Annotated in this window: 19 protein-coding genes; 11 read left to right on the top strand and 8 right to left on the bottom strand. The window is 62.0% G+C overall.

Features of this window, described 5'->3' with window-relative positions; all coding sequences use genetic code 11:
* Positions 1-15: 15 nt before the first annotated feature.
* Positions 16-927: a LysR family transcriptional regulator gene (locus tag RE418_RS15290; protein ID WP_089181060.1), complete on the bottom strand. Its 912-nt coding sequence runs from the start codon at positions 925-927 to the stop codon at positions 16-18.
* Between the two features lie 98 nt (positions 928-1,025).
* On the opposite strand from RE418_RS15290, the gene RE418_RS15285 reads away from it, so the two are divergent.
* Positions 1,026-1,643 (top strand): glutathione S-transferase family protein, encoded by a 618-nt coding sequence (locus RE418_RS15285; protein WP_060447866.1) that lies wholly within the window; start codon positions 1,026-1,028, stop codon positions 1,641-1,643.
* A gap of 4 nt (positions 1,644-1,647) precedes the next feature.
* Complete coding sequence (locus tag RE418_RS15280; protein WP_025303378.1) at positions 1,648-2,562, top strand: pyridoxamine 5'-phosphate oxidase family protein; 915 nt, start codon at positions 1,648-1,650, stop codon at positions 2,560-2,562.
* Between the two features lie 37 nt (positions 2,563-2,599).
* Here RE418_RS15280 and RE418_RS15275 read toward each other — a convergent pair whose 3' ends face one another.
* A complete protein-coding gene (locus tag RE418_RS15275; RefSeq protein ID WP_004935234.1) occupies positions 2,600-2,815 on the bottom strand; it encodes a glycogen synthase in 216 nt (71 codons plus the stop codon).
* Positions 2,816-3,029: 214 nt separating this feature from the next.
* On the opposite strand from RE418_RS15275, the gene gabD reads away from it, so the two are divergent.
* The 3 genes from gabD to RE418_RS15260 all read left to right on the top strand — a co-directional run bounded on the left by gabD (position 3,030) and on the right by RE418_RS15260 (position 5,408).
* The gene (gene gabD, locus RE418_RS15270; protein WP_049209454.1) at positions 3,030-4,505 is read left to right on the top strand and encodes an NADP-dependent succinate-semialdehyde dehydrogenase; all 1,476 of its coding nucleotides are present in this window, start codon (positions 3,030-3,032) and stop codon (positions 4,503-4,505) included.
* A 98-nt stretch (positions 4,506-4,603) separates the two neighbouring features.
* Positions 4,604-5,017: a GyrI-like domain-containing protein gene (locus RE418_RS15265; RefSeq protein ID WP_025303380.1), complete on the top strand. Its 414-nt coding sequence runs from the start codon at positions 4,604-4,606 to the stop codon at positions 5,015-5,017.
* A gap of 22 nt (positions 5,018-5,039) precedes the next feature.
* A complete protein-coding gene (locus RE418_RS15260) occupies positions 5,040-5,408 on the top strand; it encodes a glyoxalase superfamily protein (protein WP_089181684.1) in 369 nt (122 codons plus the stop codon).
* A gap of 6 nt (positions 5,409-5,414) precedes the next feature.
* Here RE418_RS15260 and RE418_RS15255 read toward each other — a convergent pair whose 3' ends face one another.
* Positions 5,415-5,810, bottom strand: coding sequence for a cupin domain-containing protein (locus tag RE418_RS15255; RefSeq protein ID WP_089181061.1), 396 nt, complete (start codon positions 5,808-5,810; stop codon positions 5,415-5,417).
* A 172-nt stretch (positions 5,811-5,982) separates the two neighbouring features.
* Between RE418_RS15255 and RE418_RS15250 the strand changes: the two genes are divergently transcribed.
* Positions 5,983-6,876, top strand: a complete 894-nt coding sequence (locus RE418_RS15250) for a LysR family transcriptional regulator (RefSeq protein WP_043140030.1) — start codon at positions 5,983-5,985, stop codon at positions 6,874-6,876.
* Here RE418_RS15250 and RE418_RS15245 read toward each other — a convergent pair.
* Complete coding sequence (locus tag RE418_RS15245) at positions 6,873-7,862, bottom strand: aldo/keto reductase (RefSeq protein WP_089181062.1); 990 nt, start codon at positions 7,860-7,862, stop codon at positions 6,873-6,875. The two genes, RE418_RS15250 and RE418_RS15245, sit on opposite strands and share 4 nt — an antisense overlap.
* A 305-nt stretch (positions 7,863-8,167) precedes the next feature.
* Between RE418_RS15245 and pqqU the strand changes: the two genes are divergently transcribed.
* The 4 genes from pqqU (at position 8,168) to RE418_RS15225 (ending at position 13,415) form a co-directional block, all read left to right on the top strand.
* Positions 8,168-10,306 (top strand): TonB-dependent receptor PqqU, encoded by a 2,139-nt coding sequence (gene pqqU, locus RE418_RS15240; RefSeq protein WP_025303385.1) that lies wholly within the window; start codon positions 8,168-8,170, stop codon positions 10,304-10,306.
* Between the two features lie 147 nt (positions 10,307-10,453).
* On the top strand, positions 10,454-12,826 hold the full coding sequence (locus tag RE418_RS15235; RefSeq protein ID WP_025303386.1) for a glucose/quinate/shikimate family membrane-bound PQQ-dependent dehydrogenase: 2,373 nt from the start codon (positions 10,454-10,456) through the stop codon (positions 12,824-12,826).
* A 227-nt stretch (positions 12,827-13,053) separates the two neighbouring features.
* Positions 13,054-13,239 (top strand): hypothetical protein, encoded by a 186-nt coding sequence (locus tag RE418_RS15230; protein ID WP_025303387.1) that lies wholly within the window; start codon positions 13,054-13,056, stop codon positions 13,237-13,239.
* Positions 13,236-13,415: a hypothetical protein gene (locus tag RE418_RS15225; protein WP_019453466.1), complete on the top strand. Its 180-nt coding sequence runs from the start codon at positions 13,236-13,238 to the stop codon at positions 13,413-13,415. The genes RE418_RS15230 and RE418_RS15225 overlap by 4 nt, the downstream gene beginning before the upstream one ends.
* A gap of 30 nt (positions 13,416-13,445) precedes the next feature.
* Here the strand turns inward: RE418_RS15225 and RE418_RS15220 are convergent, their stop codons facing one another.
* The 3 genes from RE418_RS15220 to RE418_RS15210 all read right to left on the bottom strand — a co-directional run bounded on the left by RE418_RS15220 (position 13,446) and on the right by RE418_RS15210 (position 15,668).
* Complete coding sequence (locus tag RE418_RS15220) at positions 13,446-14,879, bottom strand: EmmdR/YeeO family multidrug/toxin efflux MATE transporter (RefSeq protein ID WP_089181063.1); 1,434 nt, start codon at positions 14,877-14,879, stop codon at positions 13,446-13,448.
* A 113-nt stretch (positions 14,880-14,992) separates the two neighbouring features.
* Complete coding sequence (gspS, locus tag RE418_RS15215) at positions 14,993-15,391, bottom strand: type II secretion system pilot lipoprotein GspS (RefSeq protein WP_025303389.1); 399 nt, start codon at positions 15,389-15,391, stop codon at positions 14,993-14,995.
* A 76-nt stretch (positions 15,392-15,467) separates the two neighbouring features.
* Positions 15,468-15,668 (bottom strand): hypothetical protein, encoded by a 201-nt coding sequence (locus tag RE418_RS15210; RefSeq protein WP_016927170.1) that lies wholly within the window; start codon positions 15,666-15,668, stop codon positions 15,468-15,470.
* Between the two features lie 217 nt (positions 15,669-15,885).
* Here RE418_RS15210 and RE418_RS15205 point away from each other — a divergent pair, with 217 nt between their 5' ends.
* Positions 15,886-16,320, top strand: a complete 435-nt coding sequence (locus tag RE418_RS15205) for a DoxX family protein (protein ID WP_025303391.1) — start codon at positions 15,886-15,888, stop codon at positions 16,318-16,320.
* Between the two features lie 57 nt (positions 16,321-16,377).
* Here RE418_RS15205 and RE418_RS15200 read toward each other — a convergent pair whose 3' ends face one another.
* On the bottom strand, positions 16,378-17,010 hold the full coding sequence (locus RE418_RS15200) for a helix-turn-helix domain-containing protein (protein WP_025303392.1): 633 nt from the start codon (positions 17,008-17,010) through the stop codon (positions 16,378-16,380).
* Between the last annotated feature and the right edge of the window lie 129 nt (positions 17,011-17,139).

Here is a 17,139-nt window from a genome sequence, read left to right as displayed (position 1 = left end):
TGAAACTTTTTGCGCTTATTTCCCCCGCACACCCGGATGAATTTGCGGCAAGGCGCTGAGCCGTTCAAATGCATAATCCCAAAAGGCGCGCACCTTCAGCGGCATGTGCTGCGCCTGCTGCGCCACCAGCTGTACCGGCATAGGCAACGGCTCGTAATCCGTCAACAGCCGCACCAGCGTACCGGCGGCCAAATCGTCCGCCACCTGATACGAGAGCAACCGGGCGACGCCCTTGCCGGCGCGCACCGCCAGCAGTTGCGCTTCCACGTCGTTGAGCAACAGCCGGGGAGCCAATCGCACGCGCTCGCCGTTTTCCTGCGGGCCGAAGCGCCATTCGCGCAGCGACGGCCGCTGGGTGCCGACGATGGTGGCATGATCCGCCAGCTGCGCCGGTGAGCGCGGTTTCCCCCAACGCGCCAGATAATCCGGGCTGGCGACCGTCACCCGGCTGACCTGCCCCAGCCGCCGCGCCACGCGCGAAGAGTCCTGCAGATGACCGATGCGCACCGCGATATCCAATCCTTCGTCAATCAGATCGAGATTGCGATCGTTCAATACCATTTCGATCTGCATCTGCGGGTAATCATCGAGAAACGCCATCACCACCGGCGCCACGTAGCGGCGGCCGAACTGCACCGGCGAAGTGACGCGCAGCAAGCCGCTCAGCTGCGCTTCGGCGGTATCCTGCACCACCGCCTGATAATCCTGCAGCAGCTGTTGCGCGCGTTCCAACAGCCGCATACCCGCTTCGGTGGGCGCCAGCCGCCGGGTCGTTCGCTCCACCAATCGGGTGCCGAAACGCTGTTCCAGCGCGGCGATCGCCCGGGTGATCGCCGGCGCCGAACGCCGCAGTTTGCGCCCGGCCGCCGCCAGGCTGCCTTGCTGCACCACCGCCACGAAGATCGCCAACTCGTCTAACCGATCCATAGATTCTTCCGAAAAGTGAAATTATCAATTTCCACATTGCCGGATTTCGCTCGTTCAACGCAAGAGTATGCTGACAAAAAGCACTGAGGAGAAACGCCATGTCCACCATCACACTCTACGGCACCCCGCTTTCCGGCCACGTTCATCGCGTGGCGTTGCTGCTGCGTATGCTGGCGCTGCCCTATGCATGGGTCGAAGCCTCGGCGGACGTACGGCAGAGCGCAGCCTTCCGCCGGCTCAATCCGTTCGGCCAGATCCCGGTCTTACAGGATGGCGATCTGACGCTGGCCGACAGCAACGCCATTCTGGTCTATCTGGTGAAGCGCTATGCGCCGGACAGTCACTGGCTGCCGGAACAGCCGGCGGCGGCCGCGCGGGTGCAGGCCTGGCTTTCCAAAGCCGCCGGTGAAGTTCGCTACGGCCCGGCCTCTTGCCGACTGATCGCCCAATTCGCGGTGCCGGAGGATTATCAGGCGGCGCGGGCGGTCAGCGATCGTTTTCTGCCGCAGATGGAACAGCATCTGAGCGAGCGGGAATACCTGGCCACCGAACAGCCCACCATCGCCGATCTGGCCTGCCACAGCTACGTAGCGGTCGCGGCCGAAGGCGGCATTTCGTTGGCGCCTTACCCTGCGATACGGCGCTGGGCGGCGCGCATCGTTGCACTGCCCGGCTTCTTTGCCATGCCGGCCCTGCCGGAACCGGCGGCGAGCTGACGCCATGATCCCGCAACTGTTCCATCCGGATGAGCTGCGCGCACAGACGCTGGCCGGGTTTGGCGGCGTAGGCGGCGGCATCTACCCCGCAATGCCGGATCAGCACCGCGCGTTTTTCGCCGCGCTGCCCTACCTGTTCGTCGCCACGCTGGATGAACAAGGCTGGCCCATCGCCACCCTGTTTACCGGCCCGCCCGGATTTTTACGCACGCCGGACGACACGCATTTACGCATCAGCGCGCCGCGCCGCAGCGACGATCCCGCCCAGGCGCTGTTGCTGCCCGGCAAGCCGGTCGGCGCGCTGGGGCTGGATTTCAGCAACCGGCGGCGCAACCGCGCCAACGGCGCCGTCAGCCGCACCGACAAAAACCGGGTGGAAATCCTCGTTCAGCAAAGCTTCGGCAACTGCCCGCAGTACATTCAGCGCCGCGAACTCTACCCGGTGGACAGCCGGCCGCAGCCGGTTGAGCATTTAGCCTCGCTGGATGCGGCGGCGCAGGCGCTGATCCGCGCCGCGGACACCTGCTTCGTCGCCAGCGGCGCGCACCTGGCACTGGCGCAGGGCGGCGTGGATATTTCCCATCGCGGCGGCCGCCCCGGCTTTATCCATCTGGAAGGCGACACGCTGTGGATGCCGGATTTTCGCGGCAACCGCTACATGAACACGCTGGGTAATCTGCTGGCCGAACCGCGGGCGGCGCTGCTGTTCATCGATTTTGAACGCGGCGACGTGCTGCATCTGCAGGGGGAAACGCAGATCCTCTGGCAAACGGAGGGGCATCCCGCCGTTGAAGGCGCAGAACGCTATTGGCGGTTTGACGTGCGCCGCACCTGGCGTTTTGCGGCAGCGCTGCCGTGGCGGGGACGAAATCTGGAGTATTCGCCGGCAACGCTGGCGACCGGGGTGTGGCACCGCTGAAATGAAAAGCCCCGCTGCGGCGGGGCTGGATCGGAAATTACAGGCTGTGTTCGGCCGCCGATGCGGCCTGATAAAGTTGACGAAAATAATTCAACCGCGCAAAGAACAGGCGGCTTTGCTGCTCCGACATATTGCCGGCCACCTGCCCGGCGTCAATCTGCCGCCCTTGCCATTCCATCAGAGCGATGCTCGACGCCAAAAAATCCATTTCGCTGCCGTAGGCCGCGAGATGTCTGTCCACTGATTTCATCATTCGCACACTCCTTTTAATTACATCGAAAAGGGTCATATGCCTGCTCTTTCAGTATCGGCCCGACAGAGGATATTTTTTGTACAGAAGGTGCGCATAAAGAAAACGACCATCTTGTTGCCGCGCGGGCAAACGGCGGCGGCAAAATTTGCTAGGGTAAAGGGTAGCCGTATGGGATAGACCACTCTGTTGAACTCAGGAAAGAAGGAAGAGACTCATGAGCACCAGCATCTGCGCTACCCTCAAGGATCCCACGCTGTTCCGCGAGGCCAACTACATCGACGGGCAATGGTTGCCGGCCCAGGAAGGCCGTTCGATCGCCATTCATAACCCCGCCAACGGCGAACGGGTCGGCCACGTACCGGCCTTCGGCGCCGAAGAAACCGCTCGCGCCATCGCCGCCGCCAAAAAAGCGCTGCCCGCCTGGCGCGCGCTGACCGCCAAAGAGCGCGCCGGCAAGCTGCGGCGGCTGTTTGAATTGATGATGGAAAATCAGGAAGATCTGGCGCGCATCATGACGGCGGAACAGGGCAAACCGCTGGCCGAAAGCCGCGGTGAAATCGCCTATGCCGCCTCCTTTATCGAATGGTTCGCCGAAGAAGGCAAACGGGTATATGGCGACACCATTCCACAGCCGCAGGCCGGTCGCCGCATCATCGTGCAAAAAGAGCCGATCGGCGTGTTCGCGGCCATCACCCCGTGGAACTTCCCGGCGGCGATGATCACCCGCAAAGCCGGCCCCGGCTGGGCCGCCGGCTGCACCGGGGTGATCCGCCCCGCCAGCCAGACCCCGTTCTCGGCGCTGGCGATCGCCGTGCTGGCGGAGCGCGCCGGGCTGCCAGCCGGGGTATGCAACGTGATAACAGGCCCCAGCAAAGGCATCGGCGGCGAACTCACCGCCAACCCGGACGTGCGCAAACTCTCCTTCACCGGCAGCACCGAAGTCGGCGCGCAGCTGCTGGCCCAGTGTGCGCCCACCATCAAGAAAACCAGTATGGAGCTGGGCGGCAACGCGCCGTTTATCGTGTTTGATGACGCCGATCTGGACGCCGCCGTGGCCGGCGCGGTCGCCTCAAAATACCGCAACGCCGGCCAGACCTGCGTCTGTACCAACCGTTTTCTGGTGCAGGACGGCGTATACGATGCGTTCGCCGCCAAGCTGAAAGCCGCCGTCGCCAAGCTGAAAGTCGGCAACGGCCTGGATGATGGCGTCACCATCGGCCCGTTGATTAACTCGGACGCGGTGGAGAAAGTGCGCGAGCATATCGCCGACGCCGTCGAGCACGGCGCCTCGGTGCTGTTGGGCGGCAAGCCTGACGCGCTGGGCGGCAATTTCTTCACCCCGACTATCCTGACCGATGTGCCGCGCACGGCGAAAATCTTCCGTGAGGAGACGTTCGGCCCGGTGGCGCCCTTGATCCGCTTCAGCCAGGAGGCCGACGCCGTCGAACTGGCCAACGACACGCCGTTCGGCCTGGCCGCTTACTTCTACAGCCGCGACATCGGCCGGGTGATGCGCGTGGCCGAAGCGCTGGAGTACGGCATTGTCGGCATCAACGAAGGGCTGATCTCCACCGAAGTGGCGCCGTTCGGCGGCATGAAACACTCCGGTTTGGGCCGTGAAGGCTCAAAATACGGCATCGAAGACTATCTCGAGATCAAATACCTGTGCCTCGGCGGTTTGGGCGCCTGATGTGAGGGCCCCCGCGCCTGCGGGGGCCCTGTCTGGCGGTTTTGGGGAGCCTTTGCTACCTTTAGGCATCTTTTCAGCGGTTAAAAGGAATTGCCTCTATGCAGCCCCTCTCGGTACACCTGCCCGATTTTTACGTCGCCGGCCAGACAATCAGAACCACCAATCAGGACGAAACCCAGCCCGAGACGGCTAAAATCCCCGCGCTGTGGTCAGACTTTTTCGCCACCTCGCCCGCCATGCCGGTTTACGGGGTCTACTCCAACTACGCCTCCGACGCCAGCGGGCCGTTTGATGTCACCGCCGGCAGTGAGGCACAGAGCGGTTTGCACATCCAACCTGGCCGCTATCTGGTGTTCCAGGCCCGAGGCGCCATGCCGGCGGCGGTCATCGAAGGCTGGCAAGCCATCTGGGCCTACTTCGAGCAACACCCGGAAATCGAACGTCGCTTCCTGACCGACTTCGAAGCCTATACCGGCCCCGACGCGGTCGATATCCATATCGGCTGCCGCTAACGCGACAGTGAGGTCAACAATGATGACGCTCTCCCCCGCCATTCCGATCCTGCGTATCTTTTCCGTCGACAAGGCCAAAGAGTTTTATCTGGATTTTCTCGGTTTCACGCTGGCGTGGGAGCACCGCTTCAGCGAAGACCTACCGCTGTACATGCAGATGACCCGCACCGGGCTGACGCTGCACCTGAGCGAACACTACGGCGACAGCACGCCCGGCGCCGCCATTTTCATCCCGGTGCACGATATCGACGCGCTGCACCGGGAGCTCACGGCCAAAAACTATCGCTATGCCCGGCCGGGCCTGGAGATTGTCGACTGGGGCAAAGAGCTGAACCTCACCGATCCGTTCGGCAACCGGCTGCGGTTTTGCGAACAGAGCCCCTCGGCCTGATCGGCGTTATGGCCGATATTCCGCCTCGCTGACCGGCTCAAGCCAGGTCACCGGGCTGCCGTCCACCGCTTCGGCGATGGCGATATGGGTCATGGCGGTGTCCGATGTCGCACCGTGCCAGTGTTTGACGTCGGCCGGTATCCAAACGATATCGCCGGGATGCATCTCCTGCGTCTTCTCGCCCCACATCTGGATCCACCCGCGCCCCTGAGTGACGATCAGCGTCTGGCCGAGCGGATGCGTATGCCAGGCCGTGCGGGCGCCGGGTTCGAAGGTGACGGTCGCGCCGCCCACCCTGGCCGGCGCGTCACCGGCGAAGGGGGCATCGATGCGTACCTGCCCGGTAAAGTAATCCGCCGAACCGCACTGTGATGGGATAGAACCGCTGCGTTGTATTTTCATCTGTCGTGTCCTCCACGTCGGCTTTCCAACCGACGCTGATAGTTATAAGTCAGCGATGCCAAGATAGCGCCATGCTTTTCCGGTGACTAGCGGGTAAAATGCGCAAGGAGCTATGAGCTCAATTCATAAATCTACGCGCGGCAGCGCCCCAACTTTGCTCTCCGGTGCCGGTATGTTGAAAGAAAACTTTAACGATCTGATCGCTTTCCTGATGGTGGCCAGGGAGCGCAGCTTCACCAAAGCGGCGGCGCAGCTTGGGGTTTCCCAATCGGCACTCAGCCACGCTATTCGCGGCCTGGAAGAACGCCTGGCGCTGCGCTTGCTCACGCGCACCACTCGCAGCGTCGCCCCCACCGAGGCCGGTGAGCGGCTGCTCAACAGCATTGGCCCGCGCTTGGCGGAGATTGAAAGCGAGCTGAACGCGCTGGGTGAAATGCGCGATCGGCCCGCCGGCAACATCCGCATCACCGCCGGCGAACACGCGGTGGATGCAGTACTGTGGCCGGTGCTGCGCACTTTTCTCGTCGATTACCCGGATATCAACGTGGAAATCACCGTCGACAACAGCCTGACCGACATCGTCGCCGGGCGATTCGACGCCGGAATCCGGCTGGGGGAACAGGTGGCGAAGGACATGGTCGCGGTGCGCATCGGGCCGGACATGCGCATGGTGCCCGTCGCCTCCCCTGACTATTTCGCCCGTTACGGCCTCCCCGCTACGCCGCAAGCGCTGCAAAACCATCGCTGCATCAACATGCGCCTGCCCACCCTCGGCGGGCTGTACGCCTGGGAATTTGCCCGCGATGGCCGGGAGATTAAAGTGCGGGTGGAGGGGCAACTGACCTTCAACAGCCTGCGCCAGCGAATCGACGCCGCGCAGCTCGGCCTCGGCATCGCCTTTGTGCCGGAAGATACCGTCGCCGAGCCGCTGGCCGACGGTCGGTTGCTAATGGCGCTGGACGACTGGTGCCCGCCGTTTCCCGGTTATTACCTCTATTATCCAAGCCGCAGGCAACACACTACCGCCTTTGCGCTGCTGATTGAGGCGCTGCGACGCGGGGCTTAACGCCCGACGTTCTTCTGCAGATACGCCGGGTAACGATCGCCGATCACGTCGATAGCGGAGAGCGCACGCTCGATCGCGCCCAGTTCGTCCGCCGCCAACACCACCGACGCCGCCGCAAGGTTTTCTTCCAGCCGGTGACGCTTGGTGGTTCCCGGGATCGGCACGATCCACGGCTGCTGGGCCAGCAGCCAGGCCAGGGCGATCTGCGCCGGCGTCACGCCTTTGCGCTGCGCTATCTGCCCCAGCACGCTCACCAGCGCCTGATTGGCCCGGCGCGCTTCGGCGCTGAAGCGCGGCACCAGGTTGCGAAAATCGCCGCTGTCAAAGGTGGTGTCCTCGGTAATGGCGCCGGTGAGAAAGCCTTTGCCGAGCGGGCTGAACGGCACCAGACCGATGCCCAGCTCTGCCAGCGTCGGCAAGATTTCACGCTCCGGCTCGCGCCACCACAGCGAATATTCGCTTTGCAGCGCCGTGACCGGCTGCACCGCGTGAGCTCGCCGAATGGTTTGCGCGCCGGCTTCCGACAGGCCGAAATACTTCACTTTCCCTTCGCGAATCAGTTGCTGCACCGTACCGGCCACCTCCTCGATAGGCACCTCAGGATCGACACGGTGCTGATACAGCAAATCGATCGTCTCTATCCGCAGGCGCTTCAACGAGCCTTCCACCGCCTGGCGAATATGCTCCGGACGGCTGTTCAACACCTGTTGCCCCGCCGGCTGCGGCAGATCGAAACCGAACTTGGTGGCGATGACGACCCGGTCGCGCACCGGCGCCAGCGCTTCGCCCAACAATTCCTCGTTGGTGAACGGACCATAAATCTCGGCGGTATCGAAGAACGTCACGCCCTCGTCAACCGCGGCACGGATCAGATCGACCGCCTGCCGTTTGTCGGTGGCCGGGCCGTAGCCAAAGCTCAGTCCCATACAGCCCAACCCCAACGCCGAGACTTCCAGCCCTTCGCGCCCCAATTTGCGTGTTTGCATCTTCACTCTCCCACTGATTGATACCGGCCCCGCGTGACGCGGAGCCGTTCCGGTGTGGTGACTGTAAAACGCGACTGCCGCCATGACTATGGGGCGAAATACGCTTGAGCTTATGAGCCAGGCTCATGAATCCATTAACCGTCGCTGGGACCGGAGTTTTTGCGGGAACGTTCCTGCCCAAGATACTCTATACTGATATCAGGATGCCTTACCCTTTTCGTTTAGCGTCATGTAGATGGAGCGACAGATGGCTAACTCTGAATCGACCTGCAATTCCCTTTCAATACCAGTGGCAGATTTATTCCATGACCAATAAGAAAAGCGCCGTGCTTACCCCGGCTGCAATGCTATTGCTACATCCCATGTTTGCCAGTCAGGCGCTGGCGGCAGAAAATAATGAAGAGAAAAGCGACACCCTGGTGGTGATGGCGCAACCCACCGGATTGACCGAGCTGGGATCGCCGGTGTCCGTCAGCGTGATCGACGGCCAGGACCTGCGCAACGCCGCACCGCAGATTAACCTGTCGGAAAACCTCGGCAGCGTGCCGGGCCTGCAGCTCCAAAACCGGCAAAACTATGCGCAGGATCTGCAGCTGTCGATACGCGGGTTCGGCAGCCGATCGATGTTCGGCGTGCGCGGGGTGCGCATGTACGTCGACGGCATTCCCGCCACCATGCCCGACGGCCAGGGACAAACCTCCAACATCGACATCAACTCCGTCGAGCGCATCGAGGTGCTGCGCGGCCCCTATTCCGCGCTGTACGGCAACGCTTCGGGCGGGGTGATCAACGTTGACACCCAGACCGGCACCCAGCCGCCAACTCTGGAGGCCGGCGGCTATTTCGGCAGCGACAATACCTGGCGCTATGGGGTGAAAGCGACCGGCGCCACCGGCGACGGTACCCAGGCCGGCGACGTCAACTACGCCATCTCGGGCACCCGCTTCACCACTCAGGGCTACCGCGATCACAGCGCCGCGCGGAAAAACCTCGGCAACGGCAAGCTCGGTGTGCGGCTGGACGACGTCAGCACCCTGACGCTGATGTTCAACAGCGTCTCAATCGATGCCGGCGATCCGGGCGGCCTGACCGAGGCAGAGTGGAAGGAAAACCCGCGCCAGGCGCCGCGCGCGGATCAATTTAACACCCGCAAGTCGCTCGATCAGACCCAGGCCGGCCTGCGCTATCAGCGCCAGATGAGCGAGCGCGACGAACTGACGCTGACTGCCTACCACGGCGAGCGCCACACCACGCAGTACCAGTCCATCCCGATGGGGCCGCAGCTCAACCCCACCCACGCCGGCGGGGTGATCGTGCTGGAAAGAAAATATCAGGGCATTGACACTCGCTGGAAGCATGAGGATACTCTCGCATCGTTACCGGTAACACTGATCGGCGGTCTGGATTATGAAACCATGACCGAACGCCGCCAGGGGTTCGAAAACTTTATTCTGCGAGACGGCACTGTGGACTACGGCGAGAAAGGCGACCAGCGGCGCAACGAGAAGAACCGTATCTGGAACCTGGATCCTTACCTGCAAACCTCCTGGCAACTGACGCCGCGCTGGACGCTGGACGCCGGCCTGCGCTACAGCACCGTCAGCTTCGACTCGACCGACTATTACATCACGCCGCGCAACGGCGACGACAGCGGCAGCAAACGCTACCACCAGTGGCTGCCGATGGGCTCGCTCAACTACAAGATCAACCCGGCGTGGAACGTCTATCTCTCCGCCGGCCGCGGCTTTGAAACCCCGACCATCAACGAGCTCTCCTACCGCCCCGACGGCCAGACAGGCCTCAATATCGGCCTGCAGCCGTCCACCAGCGATACCGTCGAACTGGGCAGCAAGCTGCGCCTCGGCAACGGCCTGGTGAGCGCTGCGCTGTTCCAGACCGATACCGACAACGAGCTGGTGGTGGCGGAAAGCAGCGGCGGACGCACCAGCTACGCCAACGCCGGCAAAACCCGGCGGCGCGGCCTGGAGCTGGCGCTGGATCAAGAGTTCGCGCTGGACTGGCGCCTGCATATGGCCTGGACGCTGCTGGACGCCACCTACCGCAGCGAAATGTGCGGTAAATCCGGCTGTACCCCCGCCGGCAATCACCTGCCAGGCATCGCCCGCAACATGGGCTACGCCTCGCTGGCCTTTGCACCGCCGGAAGGCTGGCACGCCGGCGCGGAGCTGCGCTACATGAGCGACATTCAGGCCAACGACGCCAACAGCGCGCAGGCCCCCTCTTACACCGTGGCCGGCGTAAACGCCGGTTATCGCTTTACCTGGAACCGCTGGGCGCTGGACGTGTTCAGCCGGGTGGACAATATTTTCGACCGCCGTTACGTCGGTTCGGTGATCGTCAACGAAGGCAATGGCCGCTATTTCGAGCCGGCGCCGGGTCGCAACTGGGGTGGCGGCGCCACCTTGTCTTACCGCTTTGAATAAGGCAAAGCACCTTAAGGTTAAAAGACGGGATGGGTTTTACGTCACCCTAGCGGCTTCCCGCTGAAATAATAGGGAGAAACCGCGTGTTTTTTCCGATTTGGCTTAATCTCTAAATCGGGGACTTTCATTTTTGGTAAGGGTATTGCTATGCAAAATAAAGCGTCACTATCGCCGCTTATCGTCATAACGGCGCTGTTTGCCGCGCTGAGCGGGCTTTATCTGCTCGGCGGCGGCATCTGGCTGGCCAAGTTGGGCGGTTCGCTGTATTACATCATCGCCGGGCTGGTGCTGCTGGCGACCTCCTGGCTGCTGTTCCGCCGCCGCGCCACCGCGCTGCTGCTGTACGCGGTGTTCCTGCTGGGCACCACTATTTGGGCCCTGTGGGAAGTCGGCCCGGACTTCTGGGCGCTGACGCCGCGCCTGGACGTCACCTTCTTCTTCGGCCTGTGGCTGGTGCTGCCGTTTATCTACCGTAAGCTGGTCGCCAACGGCAAATTCGCCTACGGTGCGCTGAGCGCGGCGCTGGCGATCACCGTCATCGCACTGGCCTATGCCGTATTCAACGATCCGCAAGAGATCAACGGCACCCTTGACGCCGCGCAGGTCCAGCCGAAAGACGCCACCGGCGCCGACTGGCCGGCCTATGGTCGCACCCAGGAAGGCACCCGTTACTCGCCGCTGAGCCAGATCAACGACAAAAACGTTGGCCAGCTGCAAGAAGCCTGGCGTTTCCAGACCGGCGATCTGAAGACCGCCAACGATCCGGGTGAGATCACCAACGAAGTCACGCCGATCAAGATCCGCGATACCCTTTACATGTGTACGCCGCACCAGAAGCTGTTCGCGCTGGATGCCGCCACCGGTAAAGAAAAGTGGAAATTTGATCCGCAGCTGAAGTACAACCCGACCTTCCAGCACATCACCTGCCGCGGCGTGTCTTACCACGAAACCGCTGCAGCCGCGGGCGCCGCCGGCGATGCCGCACCGGCGATGTGCGCACGCCGCATCATTCTGCCGGTCAACGACGGCCGCCTGTTCGCGCTGGACGCCGAAACCGGCAAACCGTGCCCGGACTTCGCCAACAACGGCGAGCTGAACCTGCAGAGCAACATGCCGTATGCGACGCCGGGCCACTACGAGCCGACCTCGCCGCCGGTGATCACCGATAACGTGATCGTCGTTGCCGGTGCCGTGACCGACAACTACTCCAACCGTGAGCCTTCCGGCGTGATCCGCGGCTTCGACATCAACAGCGGCAAGCTGCTGTGGGCCTTCGATCCGGGCGCGAAAGATCCGAACGCCATCCCGGCGGACGAGCACCATTTCGTGCCGAACTCGCCGAACTCTTGGGCGCCGGCCGCCTATGACGCCAAGCTGGATATCGTCTATCTGCCGATGGGCGTCGCCACGCCGGACATCTGGGGCGGCAACCGCACCCCGGAAATGGAGCGCTACGCCAGCGGCCTGCTGGCGCTGAACGCCTCCACCGGCAAACTGGCCTGGTTCTATCAGACGGTCCACCACGACCTGTGGGATATGGACGTGCCGGCGCAGCCGACCCTGGCGGACATTACCGACAAGAGCGGTAAAAAAGTGCCGGTGATCTATGTGCCGACCAAAACCGGCAACATCTTCGTGCTGAACCGCACCAACGGCGAGCTGGTGGTGCCGGCGCCGGAGAAACCGGTACCGCAGGGCCCAGCCAAGGGCGATCGCCTGTCACCGACCCAGCCGTTCTCCGAGCTGACCTTCCGTCCTGAGAAGAAACTGACCGGCGCCGACATGTGGGGCGCGACCATCTATGACCAGCTGGTCTGCCGCGTGATGTTCCACAGCCTGCGCTATGAAGGCACCTTCACCCCGCCTTCCGAGCAGGGCACGCTGGTGTTCCCGGGTAACCTGGGCATGTTCGAATGGGGCGGCCTGGCCGTCGATACCGATCGCGAAATCGCCATCGCCAACCCGATCGCGCTGCCGTTCGTCTCCAAACTGATCCCGCGCGGCCCAGGCAACCCGATTGAGCCGCCGGAAGGCGACAAAGGCGGCAGCGGCACCGAGTCCGGCGTACAGCCGCAATATGGCGTGCCGTTCGGCGTTACCCTGAACCCGTTCCTGTCACCGTTCGGCCTGCCGTGCAAACAGCCGGCCTGGGGTTACATTTCCGCCGTGGATCTGAAAACCAACGACATCGTGTGGAAAAAACGCATCGGCACCGTGCGCGACAGCTCACCGCTGCCACTGCCGTTCAAAATGGGCATGCCGATGCTGGGCGGCCCGGTAACCACCGCCGGTAACGTGTTCTTCATCGGCGCCACCGCAGACAACTACCTGCGCGCCTTCAGCGTGACCAACGGTGAAAAACTGTGGGAAGCGCGCTTGCCGGCCGGCGGCCAGGCGACGCCGATGACCTATGAGGTCAATGGCAAGCAGTACGTGCTGATCTACGCCGGCGGCCACGGTTCCTTCGGCACCAAGCTGGGCGACTATGTGATCGCTTACGCCCTGCCCGATCAGAAGTAACCACCGCCGTTAGTACCTCGCAAAGCACGCCGCAAGGCGTGCTTTTTCTTTTCCCTCCCCGCTGACACCCCTCTCGCAATACCCTTAATTTTTTCACTTTCATTATTGATAATGGTTATCATTCGCAATATTATGAATGCATGGCCCCGGCAGCGGCCTGCAATCCTACTCCAGCTTAATGGTAATACTACGATCAGCCGCCTGCGGGCGGCCTTATTCGGAGGCGCATGGTCGACCATACTCGGAAGCATAGAAAGAAAATTCTGCAAGCGGCGGTGAACACGCGGCGCGCCGGCCTGCCGTTCGCAGCGGATCCCCCTGTCGCCCCGCCCTTTATTGGCTTGGCCCATCAGACGGAGGCGGTGCTGGTGCACCTGGTCGGCCATGATGACGTACAGGAGAAGCATAAATGAACCTGCAACCCTTTACCGCCATGCTGATGTTCGCCTACGTGCTGCTGATGGTGCCGCTGCTCTACGTCATCGACAGCCGACTGAGCGCCAGCAGACTGGTGCGCAAAGCCACGCAAAACGTCATCATTATCGCGTTGACGCTGTTGTTCTTCAGCGCGATGACGCTTTTATACTGAGGCCATCTCGCCGGTGCCCCGCGGCCGACGTTACTCGGCCTCCCGGCGTTTGGCCCGCGGATATTTCCACAGCCAGCGCCCGCTGATCATGCGCCAGTAGAACAAGGCGCCGCGCACCGCCCAATCGAAGAACATCCCCAACCAGACGCCCACCACGCCCATGCCCAGTTCGATACCCAGCACATAGCCAGCCACCACGCGGCAGCCCCACATGCCGAGCATCGTCACCCACATGGCAAAGCGGGCGTCGCGCGCGCCTTTCAGCCCGGCAGGCAACACCCATGAAGCGGCCCAGATCGGCATAAAGGCGGCGTTGAGCCAAATCAGGTTTTTCACCACCGTTTTCACATCATCCTGCGAGGTATAAAACGCGGCGAATACCCCGGCCAGCGGTGCCGTGCCCCAGGCGATGGCGGTCAGCCCAAGGGTCGATAGCCAGAAAATATGGCGCAGTTGCCGCTCCGCCTGACCGATCTCGCCCTTGCCGAGCCGCCGACCGACGATGATGGTCGAGGCCGATCCCAATGCGTTGCCCGGCAAGTTAATCAACGAAGCGATGGAGAAGGCGATGAAGTTGCCGGCGATAACGTTGGTGCCCATGCCGGCGACGAACATCTGCGTCAACAGCTTGCCGCCGTTGAACAGCACCGATTCGACGCTGGCGGGAATGCCGATCCCCAACACTTCCCACAGGATGCTCATCTTGAGCGGCGTGAAATAACTTTTCAGCGTAATGTGCAGCGCCGGATTAAAGCCGATCGCCAGCACATAGAGGATGGCGATGGCGCCGATATAGCGGGAAATCGTCAGCCCCAGCCCGGCGCCGACAAAGCCCAGCCCGTGCCAGCCGAGCATGCCGTAAATCAGGATGCTGCTGATGATGATATTGAGGATATTCATGCCACCATTGATCAGCAGCGGGATCTTGGTATTACCCGCGCCGCGCAACGCGCCGCTGCCGATCAGCGCAATCGCCGCCGCCGGGTAGCTCCACACCGTGGTCTGCAGGTAAGAGAGCGCCAGCGCTTTCACCTCCGGCGACGCCGCGCCGGCGATCACATCGATGATCGATTCGCCCGCCAGGTGAATGCCCGCCGCCAACAGCACCGCCACGCCGGTCATCAAGACCAGCGACTGACGCGCCGCCGCCCGCGCACGCCGGCGATCGCGCTTGCCGAGGCTGAAGGCCACCACCACGGTGGTGCCGAGATCCACCGCGGCAAAAAAGGCAATGATCACCATGTTGAAGCTGTCCGCCAGCCCCACCCCGGCCATCGCCTCTTTGCCGAGCCAGCTCACCAGAAAGGTGCTCAGCACCCCCATCAGCAAAACGCAGGCATTCTCCAGAAAGATCGGCACCGCCAGCGGCGTGATCTCGCGCCAGAACAGCACGCGGTAGCTTTTCCGTTTGGCGTACCAGGGCGTATTTTCCACGCGCTGACGCAGTGCGGCATACAGATTCAAGGTGGGCTCGATGGATAAAAGTGAAACATCATTTCAAATGATGATCGATAAATCGTTATCCTGCAAAGAATTTTTAGGCGCCCGTAACGAGCGCACGACAGGCTTACCCAACGCTACTCCATGTAGTCTTCCTGATCGGCCTGCGCCGCCGCGATAAAACGCGCGGTACTGCGGCTGAGCGTGGCGCATTTGTCCGTCAGCAGCTGATTGTCCTGCTGCAGAGTCAGGTAACGCGCCTGGGTGAGCGTCGGCAACTGTCGATACCCTACCGCATGCGTATCCCAGCCGCGATGCTGCGCCGCACGCATCGCGGTGCGTTGCAATTTCACGTCGTCCGGCACGTCGCTGCGCCCGCAGTCCACGCGCAGGAAATGCCCGCCGGCCAGCATCAGAGCGATGTGATCCAATTGCGCCTGCAGCGGCGGCGCCGGTCGATGCGCCGTCTGCTGACAACCCGCAAGCAGCAGCAACGCCACCGCGCCGCAAAGAAACGTGCGAAACAGAGTAGACATGGGCGCTCCCGGAAACCTGTGGGTGATGCAATTATCTTAGGTGAGCGGATGCCGGGCGGCAAGGCGGGCAGCGCGCTTAGCGCCGGCCGCTGCTGACCTTGGTGGCGCGAGCGGGGTTGCCGGCGACGAATTCCAGCGTAGGGGAATAATAAAACGGCAGCCAGGCGTTATAGCCGCTCTCCCACTCCCATTTGACCGGGCAGGGCCACAGCATGTCTTCATGCAGGATGTAATAAATCCACCGCCCGGGCGGACGACGGGGTTTGCGCATTTTCATAGCGAGTACGACGGCCTGATGACGTGCGATAAGGTGAACTGCTGCATTTTACCGCGATTTGGGTCGCGGGGACAGCCTGCGTTGCCGTGTGAAGCACCCGCTAAATCTCACCCGGTGATTCGGCGTAAAGTCCGCCGTTTTACTGATCCAGAACATCTTTCGCATTCACCTTATTGATATATTGATTGAAAATCATTCCTATTCAGGAGGAAGGGCCATGGTTAAGTCATTGAATGCAGTGTTCACGCGCCTTTTTGATCGTCCGGACGCCGGCAAGCTGGCACTCAGACTGACCTTTGGCGGACTGATGCTGTTTCACGGCGTGGCGAAAATTCAGCACGGCGTCGGCTGGATTGCCGGTGCGTTGCAGGAACAGGGGCTGCCCGCCTTCATCGCCTACGGCGTGTATGTAGGGGAGATCCTGGCGCCGATACTGATCATTTTGGGACTGTTCACCCGCCCCGCCGCGCTGGTTTACGCCTTTACGCTGGTGGTGGCATTTTTGATGGTGGGCACCGGCAAGGTGTTCAGCGTCACTGACGTCGGCGCCTGGGGCATTGAAAACGAACTGGTGTTCTTTATGGGCGGGCTCGCCATTCTGCTGCTGGGCAGCGGCAAATACACGATCGCGCGTAATGAAGCCTATCGGTAAGCCGCGCATTCCATAAGGAGGTTTTTGGTTTGAACCTCCTCGGTGCGGAAACGGCGTTTAACTCTCGGCCAGGCGGTACACTGGGACCTTGCGCGTCGTGCCGGTCAGGGTGTCGAAGATCTCCGTTTCCGCCGTCACGATCGCCATGCCAGTTTTTCTTAGCCTGCGCACCTCGGCAGCAATGCGCTGAATGCCGAACCAAAACAAGCCATCCAGCGCCGTCACCGGCAACCCTTGCTCCAGCGCCAGCTTAAGCCGCTCACGCGGCGCCTTGAGCGCTTTGGCAATTTCCCGGTAAGGCAGCGCATCCACGCCCGACGCAGATGTTCGGTGAATACGGGTCGACAGGCCGTATTGGAAAGCCTCCGGCACGCCGCTCAAATCGCTTTTCAGGCTGTAGACACAGCCAAAGCGCTTGCCGTTGAACACCACATTTTTTTGACTGATCGACAACTCATCACGCAGGCCGGCAATCAGCTGCGGTGCCCGCACCAGCAATAAGCGAAATGGCAATTCGAAACTGGTCACGTAGTCCACATTGAGCAGCGCAATGCGCAGACGCTCTTCCGCCCCGGCCTGCGTCTCGCGGCACTCGTTCAACACCTCGCTCCACTGGTGCGCGAGCCGCGGGGCTTCATCCAGCGGCGCGAAATGGTATTTCTCGATGTGGTAGTCGATTCTTTCGTTCATGTCCGTTGCCCCCGCGTCAGTCATCATTGCCATCAGCAAATTACCTTACCTGCGGTCAACAGTACAACACCGCATCGTGCAGCAGAATGCGGTCAAGCGGGATAAAACGGCGCCCCCGCCACCGAGCGT

This window comes from Serratia sp. szju (assembly GCF_044594185.1).
Lineage (GTDB): Bacteria > Pseudomonadota > Gammaproteobacteria > Enterobacterales > Enterobacteriaceae > Serratia > Serratia bockelmannii.
Note: the sequence above shows the minus strand (reverse complement) of the source record. Positions and strands in the feature narration are given on the sequence as shown.

Bases quoted from the DNA above. Each gene is read 5' to 3' on its own strand.
- RE418_RS15290 (WP_089181060.1), bottom strand. From the start codon at position 927: ATGGATCGGTTAGACGAGTTGGCGATCTTCGTGGCGGTGGTGCAGCAA.
- RE418_RS15285 (WP_060447866.1), top strand. From the start codon at position 1,026: ATGTCCACCATCACACTCTACGGCACCCCGCTTTCCGGCCACGTTCAT.
- RE418_RS15280 (WP_025303378.1), top strand. From the start codon at position 1,648: ATGATCCCGCAACTGTTCCATCCGGATGAGCTGCGCGCACAGACGCTG.
- RE418_RS15275 (WP_004935234.1), bottom strand. From the start codon at position 2,815: ATGATGAAATCAGTGGACAGACATCTCGCGGCCTACGGCAGCGAAATG.
- gabD (WP_049209454.1), top strand. From the start codon at position 3,030: ATGAGCACCAGCATCTGCGCTACCCTCAAGGATCCCACGCTGTTCCGC.
- RE418_RS15265 (WP_025303380.1), top strand. From the start codon at position 4,604: ATGCAGCCCCTCTCGGTACACCTGCCCGATTTTTACGTCGCCGGCCAG.
- RE418_RS15260 (WP_089181684.1), top strand. From the start codon at position 5,040: ATGACGCTCTCCCCCGCCATTCCGATCCTGCGTATCTTTTCCGTCGAC.
- RE418_RS15255 (WP_089181061.1), bottom strand. From the start codon at position 5,810: ATGAAAATACAACGCAGCGGTTCTATCCCATCACAGTGCGGTTCGGCG.
- RE418_RS15250 (WP_043140030.1), top strand. From the start codon at position 5,983: ATGTTGAAAGAAAACTTTAACGATCTGATCGCTTTCCTGATGGTGGCC.
- RE418_RS15245 (WP_089181062.1), bottom strand. From the start codon at position 7,862: ATGCAAACACGCAAATTGGGGCGCGAAGGGCTGGAAGTCTCGGCGTTG.
- pqqU (WP_025303385.1), top strand. From the start codon at position 8,168: ATGACCAATAAGAAAAGCGCCGTGCTTACCCCGGCTGCAATGCTATTG.
- RE418_RS15235 (WP_025303386.1), top strand. From the start codon at position 10,454: ATGCAAAATAAAGCGTCACTATCGCCGCTTATCGTCATAACGGCGCTG.
- RE418_RS15230 (WP_025303387.1), top strand. From the start codon at position 13,054: ATGGTCGACCATACTCGGAAGCATAGAAAGAAAATTCTGCAAGCGGCG.
- RE418_RS15225 (WP_019453466.1), top strand. From the start codon at position 13,236: ATGAACCTGCAACCCTTTACCGCCATGCTGATGTTCGCCTACGTGCTG.
- gspS (WP_025303389.1), bottom strand. From the start codon at position 15,391: ATGTCTACTCTGTTTCGCACGTTTCTTTGCGGCGCGGTGGCGTTGCTG.
- RE418_RS15210 (WP_016927170.1), bottom strand. From the start codon at position 15,668: ATGAAAATGCGCAAACCCCGTCGTCCGCCCGGGCGGTGGATTTATTAC.
- RE418_RS15205 (WP_025303391.1), top strand. From the start codon at position 15,886: ATGGTTAAGTCATTGAATGCAGTGTTCACGCGCCTTTTTGATCGTCCG.
- RE418_RS15200 (WP_025303392.1), bottom strand. From the start codon at position 17,010: ATGAACGAAAGAATCGACTACCACATCGAGAAATACCATTTCGCGCCG.